The 15,850-nt window shown below is 34.6% G+C and carries 17 protein-coding genes and 1 pseudogene; 4 read left to right on the forward strand and 14 right to left on the reverse strand.

Annotation, left to right across the window (positions count from 1 at the left end):
- Nucleotides 1–6: 6 nt before the first annotated feature.
- Nucleotides 7–576, reverse strand: coding sequence for a ribosomal protein S18-alanine N-acetyltransferase (gene rimI / locus MHB61_RS07290; protein ID WP_010905268.1), 570 nt, complete (start codon nucleotides 574–576; stop codon nucleotides 7–9).
- Nucleotides 530–1,255, reverse strand: coding sequence for a tRNA (adenosine(37)-N6)-threonylcarbamoyltransferase complex dimerization subunit type 1 TsaB (gene tsaB, locus MHB61_RS07295; protein WP_003131710.1), 726 nt, complete (start codon nucleotides 1,253–1,255; stop codon nucleotides 530–532). The genes rimI and tsaB overlap by 47 nt, the downstream gene beginning before the upstream one ends.
- A gap of 309 nt (nucleotides 1,256–1,564) precedes the next feature.
- On the opposite strand from tsaB, the gene MHB61_RS07300 reads away from it, so the two are divergent.
- Both MHB61_RS07300 and rnjA read left to right on the forward strand, forming a co-directional pair.
- A complete protein-coding gene (locus MHB61_RS07300; protein WP_003131711.1) occupies nucleotides 1,565–1,795 on the forward strand; it encodes an RNA polymerase epsilon subunit in 231 nt (76 codons plus the stop codon).
- A 172-nt stretch (nucleotides 1,796–1,967) separates the two neighbouring features.
- A complete protein-coding gene (rnjA, locus tag MHB61_RS07305; RefSeq protein WP_003131712.1) occupies nucleotides 1,968–3,650 on the forward strand; it encodes a ribonuclease J1 in 1,683 nt (560 codons plus the stop codon).
- A gap of 135 nt (nucleotides 3,651–3,785) precedes the next feature.
- Here rnjA and MHB61_RS07310 read toward each other — a convergent pair whose 3' ends face one another.
- The 8 genes from MHB61_RS07310 to MHB61_RS07345 form a co-directional block, all read right to left on the reverse strand.
- On the reverse strand, nucleotides 3,786–4,397 hold the full coding sequence (locus MHB61_RS07310) for a hypothetical protein (RefSeq protein WP_081213366.1): 612 nt from the start codon (nucleotides 4,395–4,397) through the stop codon (nucleotides 3,786–3,788).
- 164 nt (nucleotides 4,398–4,561) lie between these two features.
- Nucleotides 4,562–5,668, reverse strand: a complete 1,107-nt coding sequence (locus MHB61_RS07315; protein WP_237025690.1) for a site-specific integrase — start codon at nucleotides 5,666–5,668, stop codon at nucleotides 4,562–4,564.
- A 25-nt stretch (nucleotides 5,669–5,693) separates the two neighbouring features.
- Nucleotides 5,694–5,897: a DUF3173 family protein gene (locus tag MHB61_RS07320; RefSeq protein WP_081213365.1), complete on the reverse strand. Its 204-nt coding sequence runs from the start codon at nucleotides 5,895–5,897 to the stop codon at nucleotides 5,694–5,696.
- Between the two features lie 22 nt (nucleotides 5,898–5,919).
- Nucleotides 5,920–6,165: a hypothetical protein gene (locus MHB61_RS07325; RefSeq protein ID WP_081213364.1), complete on the reverse strand. Its 246-nt coding sequence runs from the start codon at nucleotides 6,163–6,165 to the stop codon at nucleotides 5,920–5,922.
- Nucleotides 6,158–7,486 carry a Rep family protein gene (locus MHB61_RS07330; RefSeq protein ID WP_081213363.1) on the reverse strand — a complete coding sequence of 443 codons (1,329 nt, stop codon included), beginning with the start codon at nucleotides 7,484–7,486 and terminating at the stop codon, nucleotides 6,158–6,160. Before MHB61_RS07330 ends, MHB61_RS07325 begins: the two co-directional genes overlap by 8 nt.
- Before the next feature lie 505 nt (nucleotides 7,487–7,991).
- A complete protein-coding gene (locus tag MHB61_RS07335; RefSeq protein ID WP_081213362.1) occupies nucleotides 7,992–8,420 on the reverse strand; it encodes a hypothetical protein in 429 nt (142 codons plus the stop codon).
- 13 nt (nucleotides 8,421–8,433) lie between these two features.
- Nucleotides 8,434–8,892 carry a hypothetical protein gene (locus tag MHB61_RS07340; RefSeq protein WP_081213361.1) on the reverse strand — a complete coding sequence of 153 codons (459 nt, stop codon included), beginning with the start codon at nucleotides 8,890–8,892 and terminating at the stop codon, nucleotides 8,434–8,436.
- Nucleotides 8,889–9,173, reverse strand: a complete 285-nt coding sequence (locus tag MHB61_RS07345) for a hypothetical protein (RefSeq protein ID WP_081213360.1) — start codon at nucleotides 9,171–9,173, stop codon at nucleotides 8,889–8,891. The genes MHB61_RS07340 and MHB61_RS07345 overlap by 4 nt, the downstream gene beginning before the upstream one ends.
- A gap of 247 nt (nucleotides 9,174–9,420) precedes the next feature.
- Between MHB61_RS07345 and MHB61_RS07350 the strand changes: the two genes are divergently transcribed.
- Both MHB61_RS07350 and MHB61_RS07355 read left to right on the forward strand, forming a co-directional pair.
- Nucleotides 9,421–9,975, forward strand: coding sequence for a helix-turn-helix domain-containing protein (locus MHB61_RS07350; RefSeq protein ID WP_170959157.1), 555 nt, complete (start codon nucleotides 9,421–9,423; stop codon nucleotides 9,973–9,975).
- Nucleotides 9,976–10,238: 263 nt separating this feature from the next.
- On the forward strand, nucleotides 10,239–10,907 hold the full coding sequence (locus MHB61_RS07355) for a hypothetical protein (protein ID WP_017864079.1): 669 nt from the start codon (nucleotides 10,239–10,241) through the stop codon (nucleotides 10,905–10,907).
- A gap of 31 nt (nucleotides 10,908–10,938) precedes the next feature.
- On the opposite strand, the gene add is transcribed toward MHB61_RS07355, so the two are convergent.
- From add to rpsD, 4 genes and pseudogenes are all read right to left on the reverse strand, one after another.
- A complete protein-coding gene (gene add, locus MHB61_RS07360; RefSeq protein ID WP_010905265.1) occupies nucleotides 10,939–11,997 on the reverse strand; it encodes an adenosine deaminase in 1,059 nt (352 codons plus the stop codon).
- Between the two features lie 273 nt (nucleotides 11,998–12,270).
- A pseudogene (locus tag MHB61_RS07365) lies at nucleotides 12,271–12,713 on the reverse strand (SprT family protein).
- A 96-nt stretch (nucleotides 12,714–12,809) separates the two neighbouring features.
- The gene (locus MHB61_RS07370) at nucleotides 12,810–14,948 is read right to left on the reverse strand and encodes a Tex family protein (protein ID WP_010905263.1); all 2,139 of its coding nucleotides are present in this window, start codon (nucleotides 14,946–14,948) and stop codon (nucleotides 12,810–12,812) included.
- 126 nt (nucleotides 14,949–15,074) lie between these two features.
- On the reverse strand, nucleotides 15,075–15,686 hold the full coding sequence (gene rpsD, locus MHB61_RS07375; RefSeq protein WP_004255752.1) for a 30S ribosomal protein S4: 612 nt from the start codon (nucleotides 15,684–15,686) through the stop codon (nucleotides 15,075–15,077).
- Between the last annotated feature and the right edge of the window lie 164 nt (nucleotides 15,687–15,850).

A 15,850-nucleotide genomic window follows, 5' to 3' on the forward strand; every position in this document is an offset into this window, starting at 1 on the left:
ATTTTTTCATTTTTTCAATTTCTTAATCATCCAAATGGCATCAGCACCGTCTTCATAGTACTCTGGCAATAATTTGTCAGTGACAAAACCTTGCCTACGATAAAGTCCTTGTGCTTTAGTATTGTCACGACGGACTTCCAAAGTCATCTCATTTTTTCCAAGTGCACTCATCAATACAATCAGTTGTTCAATCAAAGTTGAAGCAATTTGTTGTCCTTGAAAGGCTTTAAACACTGCGAGATTAGTGATATGTGCATCTTGACCATGGTGATTGATTCTAGTTCCAATAAAACCAATGACACTGCCAGAAATTTCGGCCACAATGAAAAAGGCTTCATCATTTTTGACAATTTCATGTTCAAAATGAGAGAAGGTCCATGGAATATCTCCATTGTAAACATCTCGTTCAATCGCAAGCAAAGCAACAATATCAACTCTGTCTGCCAATCGATAGTGAACACCTTCTCGGTCATGTTCAAGTTCAATGTCAGCCATTTCTAAATAACGACGAGGATTAAATTTTTTTCCACTAAACCCTTTGAACGTAGTCGTCAGGAGTGTTTTCAGCTTTTTCATGACTTTCCAACCATTTCTCTTCGGCCTCAACTTTTTTGAGGTAATTTGGCACAAAAGCGTGCACATTTTCAGGAGCTAATTTTTCGGCAATCTTAGCAATTTCATAGGCTGACGGGAGCTTTTCTAAACTGTCAGAAATGATTTGTTCTTCAGAGAAACCAGCATTTTGAATTGCTTCAACGAAATTATCAGTTTCTCCTGTGAAAATAATTTGTTCAAATGAAGAAACTTTTTCTGATAAATCAGCCAAAAATTCACTAAAATTACAATGTTGATCCGCAATTATTTGCTGACCATTTTTATAAAGAGCTGCATAGGCATTTCCACGTCTTGCATCAATTATCGGAAGCACGTAAGCATTTTTGTCTTGAACACGATTAGCAATTGCCAATAAACTTGATAGACCAACAAGCTCTTTATTTAAGCTAAAAGCCAATGTTTTTCCAACTGTCGCAGAAAGTCGCAAACCTGTATAAGAACCAGGGCCTTGTGCTACCGCAATCCGGTCAAGTTCTTTGGCTTCAAGACCAACTTGAGCCATCAAAAAATCAATGCTTGTCATCAAAGTTGTACTGTGATTTTTTTTCAAATTTAATGTTACTTCACCAAGTAATATTCCGTCAGCAACCACAGCTACTGACAAAGCCTTTGATGAGCTATCAAATGCTAATATTTTCATTTTTTACCTATAATATTTCTGAAAGTATGTTATTTTTTAATTACTGATAGACTTTTACTGACAGCCACTTATCCAATGCGACCTATCTACAAATAATTTTTATCTTCTCTGTCATCAGTTCTACTTCCTTATATTTTACCACGCTTGTCTTACAAGTTCCACCATTATTTTTTAGGAAGCGCTTCATTTATAAAATTAATGAACTCAACTTTTCATTTCCTTGCAAATATGCTAAAATGATAGTAATTGCAAAGAACAGCAAACACGAACTATTAAGAAAGGAACGAGCTTTTGCTCGTGATTTATAGAATGATTTTTAAAGTTTTCTACCAAAAAGATAATACCCGCTCACCACGTCGTGAGACTACTGAGGCTCTTTACCTCGACCTTGATGTTGCTACTAAAGAAGAAGGAGTTATCCTTGCACGCGAACTTCTTGCTAAAAATACTGCCTACCATGTAGAGTTTATTGACTCACTTTCTGATGAATCTGTCGAATATGAAAAAGAAACTGGCGTATTTGAAATCACAAGCTTCTAAGACTGACTGGAGTATAAAGGAGAGCACTTTAGATTTTTGTCAAAAATGACAGCAATCTAAAGTGATTTTCTTGTACCTTTAAAATTCTGTCAGTAAATATTACATTAAAAAACCGAACTGACCAACTTGTCAGTCAAAAAATAAAATAAAAAATCCAAAGAATAGGAGAAACATGCCAAAGCAACTTAAAATAAAAGCTGATGAAGTCGCAGTTTACGCCATTGGCGGACTGGGTGAAATCGGTAAAAATACTTACGGCGTTGAGTATAAAGATGAAATTATCATCATTGACGCCGGAATTAAATTCCCAGAAGACGATTTATTAGGTGTTGACTACGTCATTCCTGATTATACTTACATCGTTGAAAATATTGATCGTATCAAAGGTCTCTTCATCACTCACGGACACGAAGACCACATCGGAGGAATTCCATTCCTCTTGAAACAGGCCAATATTCCAATTTATGCTGGACCATTGTCACTTGCGCTCATTCGTGGAAAGCTCGAAGAACACGGACTTTTACGTGATGCTAAACTTTATGAAATTCATGCAGATTCAGTCATTAAATTTAATCATTTAAGTCTTGACTTCTTCCGCACGACTCACTCAATTCCAGAACCTTTAGGGATTGTTGTAAATACTCCTCAAGGTAAAATTGTGGCTACTGGTGACTTCAAGTTTGACTTCACACCAGTGGGTGAACCTGCTGACCTTCACCGAATGGCTGAACTTGGAAGCGAAGGTGTTTTACTCCTTCTTTCTGACTCAACCAATGCTGAAATTCCAACTTTTTCACATTCTGAAAAAGTCGTTGGTGCAAGCATCATGAAAATTTTTGAACGTATTGAAGGTCGAATTATTTTCGCTTCATTTGCCTCAAATATTTTCCGTTTGCAACAAGCCGTTGATGGAGCAGTTAAGACTGGACGCAAAATTGTCGTTTTCGGTCGTTCAATGGAAAAAGCAATCGTGAATGGTTTGGAACTCGGTTATATCAAAGCTCCTAAAGGAACTTTCATTGAACCAAATGAAGTTAATCAATACGCTTCACATGAACTTTTGATTATGTGTACAGGTTCGCAAGGTGAGCCAATGGCTGCACTTTCAAGAATTGCCAACGGAATGCACCGTCATATTACCTTACAAATGGGCGATACGGTTGTCTTCTCATCAAATGCTATTCCTGGGAATACCCACGGTGTTAACCAATTGATTAACAAAATCGCTGAAGCTGGTGTTGAAGTTATTTATGGTAAAATGAACAACATTCACACCTCTGGTCATGGTGGGCAACAAGAGCAAAAACTCATGTTACGTCTCATCAAACCGAAATACTTTATGCCTGTTCACGGTGAATATCGAATGCTCAAAATTCACGCTGGACTTGCTCAAGATACTGGTGTCCCTAAAGAAAATTGTTTCATTCAAGAAAATGGTGACGTCCTTGCATTAACTGCTGACAGCGCAAGATATGCCGACCATTTCCCAGCCTCTGACACTTATGTTGATGGTTCAGGAATTGGTGATGTCGGAAATGCCGTTCTCCACGACCGTCATGAACTTTCAGAAGACGGAATTGTCCTTGCGGTTGCAACCGTTGACTTTGAAAAGAAAACCGTTCTTGCTGGCCCTGACATGCTTTCGCGTGGATTTATCTACATGCGTGAGTCTGGTGATTTGATTCGTAGTGGTCAACGTGTCCTTTTCAATGCCATTCGTGAAGCGATGCATGAAGAAAATGCAAATGAAGCTTCTGTGGCTCGTGCGATGCGTGAAGCACTCTCACCATTCCTTTATAAACAAACTGAACGTTCACCACTTGTTGTTCCAATGATTATGACACCTGATGAATAGTTCCCATTATATTAACAAAGGTAGTATTTCCAAGAGTTACCGACTTTTATTTTTGTTCATGGTAACAGTTTAGAAACAAAAAGTAGAAATAGTAAAAGAAGCAAATAATAAATTTTGCTTCTTTTTATTTTTTATTTATCTAGATTTGATACTAGCTTCATTATTTGGTAATTTAACAGTTTCTAAGCTTACCTCTGTTCCCCAATCCTTTTCAATGACATTTCCAACTTTTGCGGTTACATTAACGGGGATCATATCGTCTGTGAGACCATCAATTGTCCTTTGATTAATCGTACTATTAGCTTTATCTGCGTCAGACAGAATCCACAACAAACTCTTAGAAACATCTTCTGGGTATAAAAATGAAAATGAAAAATCTGCATCTTTCAGTCCGCCACCGTTCATATCAGTTCTATCTATCGTTAAAGAAATATTCTTTGCAGAAGTACCAGCAGCTTGCTCTAACATATAAATATAACCATCAAATTTTATAATTTTACCACTAAACTCAGAAACAAACTCTTTTGCCGTCATTTTTTGTGCCTGTTCAAATGTTAAATTAATTGGATTTTCTATTGTTCCAGTGACTTCTACAGTGCTTGCAGTTTGTGATGAACTTTGCATTGACGAACTACTACTACTACTACTAATTGATGAATTGGTTACTTGTTTTTGTCCACAGGCACTGAATACAAATAGTCCAATAACAGTCAATGTAGCAAATAAAAATAGATTTTTAATTTTCATTTTTCCTCCTAAATTCCTACATAATTATAACAAATACCAGTATTATATTCTAGTTAAAACATCACTTCCCCAAAATAAAATAGATTTCGCTCTTTTTTTTCCCTTTATTGCTCTTGTCGTTCCTCTTGTACACACGTTATATAAAAAGAGGACATTTCAGTCCCCTAAGAAATTTCGCTATCGCTCACAGATACCTTGACTAGTCCATTAAATTTATCTGCTACACTTCTCATTGCAGTCGGGTGGAGATGTGAATAGACGCCAAGTGTAATACTTATATCAGAATGTCCTAAACGATTCTTTAATTCTAGGTCATTCATTCCTAGTTGGAGCATAAGTGAAGCGTGAGAATGTCTTAAATCATGCACACGAATTGGCTTAATATTAACTTTTTCAGCATGTCGAATTAACATTTTATTCACTCGATTTTTAACAATAGGTAAGCCATTGTCTGAAAATATGAAATCAATTTTACCGATTTGTTCTTGTACTTCTTTCCACTCTCTCATATACTTCAATGTGTCATCATCAAGATATAGTTTTCTAATACTACTTTGTGTTTTTGTATCAGTAAATTTCCAATTTTTTCGATTTCGGTAATAAATAGATTTGTGGATATATACCCACTTTTCTTCAAAATCAATATCTTTCCAAGTCAGAGCCTGGAGTTCTCCAATACGCAGACCTGTAAAAAATAGAAACCAATAAACTGTAAACATCAGCTTTTCATTCACTCTTTTTTGATTAAAAGTCTGAATAAAAGCAGTAAATTCCTCAATTGTCCAAAAATCAACTTTACCTCTTGACCTTTTTACATTTCCAGCAACTTTAGCATTATTTCTGCTTACAAGTCCTAACTTCTCAGCAAAGTTTAAAATTATTTGTAAAAATTGATGTAAGGAGTAAATATAACTCATTGATACATTTTCTTTTAATAAGCTGTTGTGCCAATCTTGAATAACTATTGGAGAAATCGAACTTAATTTTCTATCAAAGAAATAATCTAATCTTTTCAATCGAGCTACTCCAACATCATAGGTCTGCAACTTTGTCCGTGTCTTGTAATCTGGCATAAAGTATTTATCAACAAAAGTTTTGAAACTCATTGTACTATTCATTTGCACTGAACTTCTTGATAAATCTGCTTTTGTAAAGTCATACCATTTTTGAGCTTCTACTTGACTTGTAAAGCCTGTTTTCTTTTTCTGAATCCTCTTACCTGTAATATCATCAAAACCGAGAGAGACGACTGCATAATACGTTCCTCTCACTTTATCTTTATATACGTGAGAAACCTTAGGCAATATCTGCCACACTTTCGATTTCTAACTTTGTACCGAGAATTTCTTCTACAGTTTCTTTTGGAACTTTACCAACACCGTTAGACTTATAGTAAGCAAATCCTCTTTTTACCATGATTGCCTTTGCTTGTTTAATAAGCATATACGCTTGATAAGGACCAAATCCACATTTTACTAAATCATTTTTATCAATAAACATATTTTTTCTCCATTTCTACTTTTTATTCGCTAAAATCTAATGTAACGGTTCTTTCACTTCCACAATGAACTGGAAAAGTACCAAATGCCAAACCTTTAAGATACTCACTTCTGACAAGGGCTGTAATATCTGTCGTTTTTATACATTGACCGCACACCATGCCATGATGATTTGACATTACCTCTTTCTTAAGTGATTTATCTTGCTTGATTTTTGAAGTAATACCTTCAATTTCAAATTTGCTTTTTCTACTTTGTTCTTTAATCATTTTTTATCACTCCTTTATTTTTAGGAAAACTCTTAGGCAACAATTCATCAAAGATTAATTTGTTTAGAAATATTTCTTTATCATCTGATGAAAAGACTGGCTGAAAGCCGTAGCGACGCTCTAAAAATTCATTTGCTGAAACTCGCTCTTTCATAGGTTCATCTAATTTCTTTGTTTCTGATAAGTTATAATAATTATCGTATTCAAATCGAGGAAATTGTTTTTCAGTAATTCCAACATTTAAATTGATTCTGCGAACGTACTGGTCTAAATCTTCATTTTTTATATTTTTAAAGAAAGATTCTGCTGTTTCAGTATTCGTCAATACAATCACACGAGCTGCAATCACTTTATTACGATATCTAGCCGATATTCTTGAACGATTCATAGGGTCTAAAACTTTTAACCAGTCTGCACGTTCCATTGATTCAGGTCTAAGATCATCAAGTAAAATGATTTCTTCTCCCTTATATTCATCAAAAGGGTTAGAGGATGAAGCCGAGTAGATAGAAACTCCGTTATAACCTAATTGTTCTGATTCATCACATAATTTTTCTACAATTTCTTGAGCTAGGTGTGATTTTCCTATTCCTGAATTTCCTTGAATATAAACTACACTCAGCTTAAATTCATTATTCCGCAAGGCTTTTAAAGTTTTTCGCGCTTTATATTGAGAGAAGGAATTAAAGGCTGAAATAAAGCGTTGCTCATTGTTTGCATAAAGCCGATATAAGCTGTCATCTTCCATAATTTCATCATAGGTAATTTGCCCAAAGAGAACTTTATCAAAGATAAGGTCTAAACTCTCATTGATTTCTTTATAACGTACAGTTGCACTCCGTTTGAGAAAGTTATCTTTATTATCCAAAATGAACTTTTCATAATCTATTGTTCCAAAAGTTTCAACTTCGCTAATCTCATACTGATGTTTAGTAGGTTGTTGCGCATGGATAAGATAGGCTTTTTGATTAAAAGGAAAGTAGTTATTTCTTCCTTTGGGGTAGTCAATAAAATGTTGAGAAATTCCTATTCTATCGGCAACCAATTCAAGTGAACGTTTTGTAGGTAATTCTACATAGACATGAACATGAGGGTCAATCAACTGACCGTTATTTTTTCTATCTTTATCATGAACAATCAAAGCAATTTTTAATTGTTTTTCTGGTGTATCGTAAAATTTTAAACGCTCATAGATTTCTTGAAAGATTTTTTCTTTATTTTCTTCCCAATTTTGAAACCAAGATTTTTTTTCGTCCCAATCCCAAAATTCTGAATCAAAGTATTGCTCAAAAACAAAAATTTTAATTCGTTGTTTTTTCATATTCTATTCTTTCTACTATTCTTATTATTTTTTAATTATCAAGCGTGAATCAATGGTTTTTAGATTTTTCTTGTATTTTTTCAAAATATTGGGGGCTAACCACTCTGAAAAATAGGGGTAAAATGGCTAACCACTTTTCATAGCCACCTTTCATAGCCACCTTAAACCATTGTTTTTTAGTAATTTTCGGCTTTTAGTTGGGTGGAGGTGTCTAACCTAAAACTAGCGCTAGTGGGGGTTTACACCGTTTCTGTTGACAAGCCCTAAAACGGTGCGGGTGTAGGGTGGTGGCTAACCACTCACATATCCTCAGAAACTCTTGCACTTTTCCGTCTATTGTCAGATAATTTAATTTATATCTAACAAAACAAAACCAGTTTTTTATCGAGAGCGCCTTGTTAGCAGAGCTTCTGACTACTCGCCCTTATCGCCTTGAGGGCGACAGGCTATGTAGTCAGACCTCAACGCACTCTCTAAAACAGGTTTTATTTCTTAGTCAATTTTATTATTTGGCAGGCTTAACAGGCGCTTTTGTGTCCTCGATTACTTTCAACGACCGAGCAACCAATTTATAACCAACCGCACGGAAATTATCCACTTTGAACTTCACGCGGACATCTACCAACTCAACCGCAAGCATTTCTTCACTATCCATTAGAGCGTCAATACTCTTGTAATCTTCAATTTCTACAGGAAGTTTCATATATTCTTTGACATCTAACCCAACACTTGCCAGTTTATCTGCTTCATCTTTTGCAATAGTAATCAATGTTGCTTTTGAAATTTTATCTGTTTTGTGCCCTTTTTCATAAACAAAATTATGACGAGCTTTTGAAAAATCAGCTAAAAATTGTTTAGGAACTTCAAATTGATTGACATTCAATTCTACTGCGGATAAGTTTGGTTGTTCATCTTTCAAGCTAAATACGTTCATGTTTTTTCTCCATTTATTTCTTATTAAATATATTTTTTATTCCTCTTTTTTCGAGGGTTTCAATTCGTTCTGTTAGATCACTTGTCTTTGTTTTCAGAGTATCAAGCTCACTCTGTTGGTCTTGTATTCTCTTAGAAAGAGCTACAATTTGTCGCCTTAATGCCTGACTTTTACGCTCTAGAATTTCAAAATCACTCTTTTGTTTTTGAAGTTCCTCAACTTCTTTATTCCCAAAGACTTCATAAATTGCCTCAACTTTATTTGTACCAGTTTTTAGCAGTCCATCCAACTCTTTAAAGCATTTCACATCTAGTTCATTAAAATCATAAGTGGTTCTATTTTTCCGACCTCGACCATTTCTAACTTTAATTCGCTTAAATTCGTTTCCTGAAATCTTTGTAATTTCTCCACGCCATTTACGAACTGTATTATAAGGACGGTCAATTGCTTCAGCAAGCTCTCTATAATTCATCCAGCTTTAATGACAGCTTCAATTTTTCGGAACTTATTTGCGTCAACATTATCCGTACGCCTGTTTTTCTCAACTTCTGAAAGTCCACTAATTAAATGGTCGGTATAAACTTCAGTCATTTCACAAAGATTATTGTAATTAGTAAGCATTTGTTCGTCAGACACATCCTTAAAATCACTCGTTTCAGTTGGTAATAGCCGACCGAGTAACATAATGTTTGAGATGATTCCCAACCCTTTGATTAATTCATCTAATTCAACTTTATTTTCTTGATTTTCCATATTTTACCTCATACGTGGTTTGTGTTATAATTGTGGTATAAATTTTAGTATGTCGTCTTTTTCGTGGTTGTGAAAGACGATTTTTTATTTTGTTTGGTCGATAGGCGGCTATTTCTCCTTTCCATTTCTGCTATGTTTTGATATAATTCAAATATACAGAAATCGTATAAACAAATTATATACGGTTTTCGTATATTTGTCAATGAATAAATACGAAAACTGTATATTTATTTTGAAAGGGATTGAAATGGCTACATTTAAAGAGCGTCTTAAAGAGTTAAGGAAAGAAAAAAATCTGACCCAAAAAGAATTAGCAGACCATCTAAAAGTACCACAAGGAAAAATATCAAGTTGGGAGAATGGTAAACTTGAACCTAATATAGATAAATTAATAGAGTTGGCTTGGGAACTTGATAGTTCTTTAGACTATATGCTAGGACAAAGTGATTTAAATCTCGGTCGTAACGAAGATATAGAAGAAAAAATAAAATATCATCCTTCTTTCACACTACTACCACAAGAAGAAGCGGAATTGAACACTAGAATTAAAGAAATTAACGATGACTTTATAAAAAAATATAGTGTCCTTACTCAAGAAAATTTGCACGAGTTAACAACAAAAATTCAAAAAGCAAATGATGAGATACATAATAAATACATAAAAGACCATCCAATTACACACCATAGTTTAAAAGACGATTTTATATTAAGTCACACCGAAAATTTTGATAGTATTTCTGGCAACAATTTAGAAACAACTCACTCAGAATCTAATAAAACAGATGATAATGAGAAGTATTGATTTGAAATAAACATAAGCATACTAAACAGTTCAAAGCTTATTATTATTCCTGATGAATAATATTTATTAATAAAAAAAGGCTGAATATATAATGATTCAGCTTTTTTTATTGTCCTAAAGCAACACCTTAGAAATAAGAATATCTAAATAAAGCTCATTCCCACAATAGATTATACCAAGTAGAAATATATTCTAAGATTATAGTAATCATAGCTAAATTTTACTTTATAAAAATTTAATTCTATTATTATAAAGTAATAAAAATGGAGAATAAATCTTATGAAAAAACAATCCTTTGGTCAGCTACATTTTTGAGTTTATTTGCCTTAGCTGCCTGTTCAAATTCTAAAAGTTCTGAAAATCAGACCAAAAAAGAAAATACTTCTAGTTCTAAAGTTACCTCAAGTTCAAAAACTAGCAATGGTAAAAATTCTGCTACTCATTCTACGAACACTTCTCCTTCAAGCAGTCAAGCAAATACCAATAATTCTGAAAAAGTACAAAAAAGTTCTTCGCCTTTATCTGGATATAGCGCTGAACAGGTTGAGTATGCACGCGTAACCGAAACCCTTCTAAGTTATTATAAATATGATTATCAACCTGTTTCTATCAGTGTTACTAAAAATGGAGCTAATCACCAAGTCTTTCCTTTTTCCGGTTCTGTAGTTGTTCCTCAGGACACAGTAACATTATCTTTTAGTTCTGATAATACAATGGCTGGAACCACTATTGTTACCTATAGTTCTAATCATAATGGGTCAATCAATTTTTATAAAGATCCAAATCATTACCAAGATGAAAGATATCTTAAAGATTCTGCTTGGGTAAAAGAAGAATCTCAAAAACTATTGGACAGTAGCCAAACGCTTGCCATTCCAACTTCATTTGATGAACAAGCTGCTCAAATCATTTCTAAGATAGAAATTAAATAATAATAATTCATCTAATCTAAAAAAACTCTGATTATTCAGAGATTTTTTTGTATTCTTTGGTAAATCTTTGATGAAGTTCTTCTTTTTCTTCTTGACCAATAAAGGCGCCATCAATTGCGTAATGATTTATTTTTTCAAAATCAGAAAGAGAAAAATCTGGGTACCAAGCTGAGATTTTCTCATATTCTTTGCTTAAATTTGTAGCCGAAACCATTCGATTATCGGTATTTAATGTCACGTGTATTCCTTTGTCATAAAGTTCTTTAAAAGGATATTGCGCAAGCTCTGTCACCGCTTTTGTTTGAAAATTGCTAGTCGGAGCCATTTCTAAAACAATTTGTTTTTCAATCATCATTTTTTGTTCGGCTTCGGACAGATTTTTAGTCATAATTCCATGTCCAATGCGACTTGCCCCCATTGCAATTGAATCTAAAATATTTTTCTCACATGCTGGACATTCTCCAGCATGAAGCGTCACATTGACACCCTTAATTTTTATATCATGAATCAAATCTACAAATTTTTCCTGTGGATAATTTAATTCATCACCCGCCATATCAAATCCGACAAGATGTTCATCAGGAATCTTATCAAAAAGTGGCAGCAGTTTTTGTAATTTTTGAATTGGTTCTTGTTTTAATCCACAAACGAGTGCATTTGCTCTTATATCAAAATCATTTTCTGCACGAGAAAGGCCGGCGATGACAGCCTCTACTGCTTCTTCAAGGGTTAGATTTTCTAAGAGATGTTGACTTGGAGCAAAACGGATTTCAATATATTTAATATTATCATTTGCTGCCTGTCTGACAACATCATAAGCAGCCAACTCTAAATTCTTATAAGTTTGCAAAAGTGGTAAGACGAAATCAAAACGTTGCAGGTATTCTAGCAAATTTTTTGTATTTTCTGGGGCTTGTGCCTTTTCTAAAATTTCCTCATCGGACATTGTCATATGAATTCCAGCATTTTTAGCGAGTTCTTTAATGACTGACAAGCTAAGCGAACCATCAAGATGGCAATGAAGTTCAACTTTTGGCATTTGAGCAATAATTTCTGATTTAAGCACGAGTTTCTCCCTTTTCTTTTTCATTCAATATTATTTTACATGATATAAAAGATTTCGAGCTAAATAGCTCGAAGTCCTTCAAAAATGTATTTTTACTATTCTACGCTTTTTTGTGAGAAAAAGCAATTATCATCTTTACGCATTTATTTTATCTTGTGGATAAGATTTTTTTGGCTCAATTAAGCCATTTTTTTGTAATTATCCCCAATTTATCTTAACTTATTCACAGTTTTTGGGGAAAAAGTGAAGAAAATGTGGATAAATTTCTTAATTCTTAATAAAAAACAAGCGGAATTTTTAATTTCCGCTTGTTTTTAAGATTAATTTCCCTCGACATTTTCCACAGCGATACTTTTTTGTATCAATTTTTCTTTGTCGAGGATAAAGTTGGCCGCAATTTTACAGCTATAATAATATTTTATCTTCTTATCAATCACTGAGGGAGCATATCGTAAGCCACCAACTTGTGACAGAAGCCTTTTAAAATCAGCATCTCGATGTTTATAACCTCTTTTAGACCGATACAGATGATAATGAGTTAATTCATGAAGTATCACTCCTTCAAAATCTTTAAGTTCAGCCATTTTAGGATTAAAATCTAGATGTAAATCTTTGGGAAAGAAACGACCACCAGTTGTCCGTAGGCGTTGATTCCATTTTGCTTCGTGGTCAAATGATTGCTTAAAATATGTGAGTGATATTTCTTTTACTTTTGCTGTCAATTCTTGATTAGTTAACACTTTTCCTCCTTTGACAGGCTCGCACAAACGACTGTCAGTAAATTTTACTGACAGCTTCGCTTAATGAAACTAGAATCAAAAAAATTTACTGACAGATTATTTTTCTCGTGGGTTCACTAAGGTTAAATTAATTTTCCCTCTTTGTAAATCGAGAGATTTAACCCAAACCGTTACGATTTGCCCTACAGCGACAACATCACTTGGATTTTTGACAAAAGATTTACTCAAATCAGAAACGTGTGCCAAGCCATCATTTTTAATTCCGATATCAATAAAGGCACCGAAATCAACAACATTACGAACTACACCTTCAAGTTGTTGACCAATTTGTAAATCTCCAGCTGACAAAACATCTTGTCTTAAAATTGGGGCATCAAAACTATCACGCAAATCACGGCCTGGTTTTTGTAAATCATTGATAATATCAGTCAATGTTTCCTGACCAAGACCAAGTTTTTCAGCCATTTCAGGAATATTTACTGATGAAAGTTTGGTCAGCAATTCTTCGTTACTGACAGGTTTATCAGCGGAAATTTCCGCCAAAAGTTGTTCCGTCACTTTATAAGATTCTGGGTGAACACCGGTGTTGTCAAGGAAATTTTTACCTTCTGGAATTCTTAAGAAACCTGCCGCTTGTTCAAATGCTTTAGCTCCCAAACGTGGGACTTTTTTTAGTTCCGCTCTTGTTTTGAGTGCGCCATTTTCTTCACGATATTTTACTACATTCTGTGCCAAACTTTTATTAAGGCCAGCTACGTGTGAAAGCAAACTAGGACTGGCTGTATTGACATTAACACCAACTTGGTTAACTACTGTTTCCACGACAAAATCAAGATTTTCTGTTAATTTTTTCTCAGAAACATCATGTTGATATTGACCAACACCAATGGCTTTTGGTTCGATTTTTACAAGTTCAGCCAATGGATCTTGCAAACGGCGTGCAATCGAAATTGCTGAACGTTTTTCAACAGTCAATTCTGGAAATTCTTCACGTGCCAACTCGCTCGCTGAATAAACAGAGGCTCCAGATTCACTGACAATCACATAATAAACATCAGAAAAATTATTTTCCTTGAGTACTTCTGCAACAAAACTTTCAGATTCGCGACTGGCAGTTCCATTCCCAATCGCAATCATATTCACACCATATTCTCGAATGAATTTTGCTAAATCTTTTTTCGCTTGAGCAATTTGACCTGCATTTGCTGGCTTCACAGGATAAATGACCGTTGTCATCAATAATTTACCTGTCTCATCAACAATAGCAAGCTTTGCTCCAGTACGGTAAGCAGGGTCAAATCCCATGACTACACGCCCTTTAAGCGGAGCCACCAATAATAAATTTTTCAAATTTTCGCCAAAAACTTCGATGGCAGATGCTTCAGCTTTTTCTGTCAATTCAGTCCGAATACTACGTTCCATAGCCGGAATCAATTTTTTCTTGACAGCATCTTTAATCGCCACTTGCATCATTGGATTATTTTGAGCAGCAAAACGGGCGGCAAAATAACGTAAAATTTTATCTTCGTTATTTTCAAATTTTACTGACAGAATCCCCAATTTTTCACCACGGTTTAAAGCCAATACACGATAATTTGGTAATTCTGAAACTTTTTCTGAGAATTCATAATACATTTGAAAAACTTGCTTTTCATCAACGGCATCTTTTTTCAAACTACTTGTCAGTAAACTATTGTTTTTGATTTCACCGGTCAGCCATGAGCGCAAACGTGCATCCTCAGAAATCGCTTCTGACAAGATATCCACAGCACCTTCCAAAGCTTTTTGAGGGCTTGTAAAATTCTCATTGACAAATTTTTCAGCTTCTTCTTCAAGATTCGCTGAATTTTTTACAATCAATTGAGCCAAAGGAAATAAACCATTTTCCTTTGCAATCGTTGCTTTTGTGCGCCGTTTTTCTTTGTAAGGCAGATATAAATCTTCAACTTCTGTTAGTTTTTCAGCAGCCAAAATTTGTGCTTTTAGCGAATCAGTCAACTTACCAAGCTCTTCAATTTTTGACAAAACAGCCGTTTTACGTTCTGATAATTTTGTCAGTAAATTATCTTCATCAATAATTTTTTTGATTTCAACTTCGTCAAGTGAACCTGTTGCTTCTTTACGATAACGAGCAATAAACGGAACTGTGTTCCCCTCTGCCGTCAATTCTAATACTTTTTCAACTTGTGAATTTTTAATATTCAACAATTCAGCAATTTTTTTAACATTTTCCACTTAGAAATAATCCTTAACTAGTTTTTGTCATCAATTTTAAAGGACAGTGTCCTACCTCTATTTTACCAAAAAAGTCACAAAAAAATCGCTCCCAAACAGGAGCGATTTCAAAATGCAAATAAGAAATTACATCATTTTGTTGTAGAATTCAACGATCAATGCTTCATTGATTTCTGGGTTGATTTCATCACGTTCAGGAAGACGAACAAGAGTTCCTTCAAGTTTATCAGCATCAAATGATACGAAGTTAGCGCGACCTTTAGTAGCTTCAACAGCTTCAAGGATTGCAGGAACTTTCATAGATTTTTCACGAACTGAGATCACTTGACCAGGTTGTACGCGGAATGATGGGATATCAACGCGTTTTCCGTCAACAAGGATATGTCCGTGGTTTACGAATTGACGTGCTTGACGACGAGTAGTCGCAAGACCAAGACGGAAAACTACGTTATCAAGACGTTGTTCAAGCAAAGTCATGAAGTTGAAACCAACAGTTCCTTCTTTAACTTTAGTTGCAGCAATGTACAAGTTACGGAATTGACGTTCAGAAAGACCGTATGAAAAACGAAGTTTTTGTTTTTCAGCCAATTGAAGACCGTATTCAGAAAGTTTTGAACGGTTGTTTGGACCGTGTTGTCCAGGTACGTAGTTACGACGAGCGATTTCTTTACCAGAACCAGAAAGTGAGATACCGTAACGGCGTGATTGTTTCCATGATGGACCAGTGTAACGTGACATAATTTATGTCCTCCAAATATTTTATTTGAAGAATATTGACAGCCTCGAATTCGTTCATTTTACCTTCGCTTATAGCTTCAGTTACTTGACACAAGGAGTATAATAGCTTACGCTCCCTGACATAACAGCAAAATGTTGACGAGCTTTCTAGCTGACTGCTATAT

The organism is Lactococcus sp. FSL K6-0773 (genome assembly GCF_038006485.1).
GTDB classification, from domain to species: Bacteria; Bacillota; Bacilli; order Lactobacillales; family Streptococcaceae; genus Lactococcus; species Lactococcus lactis.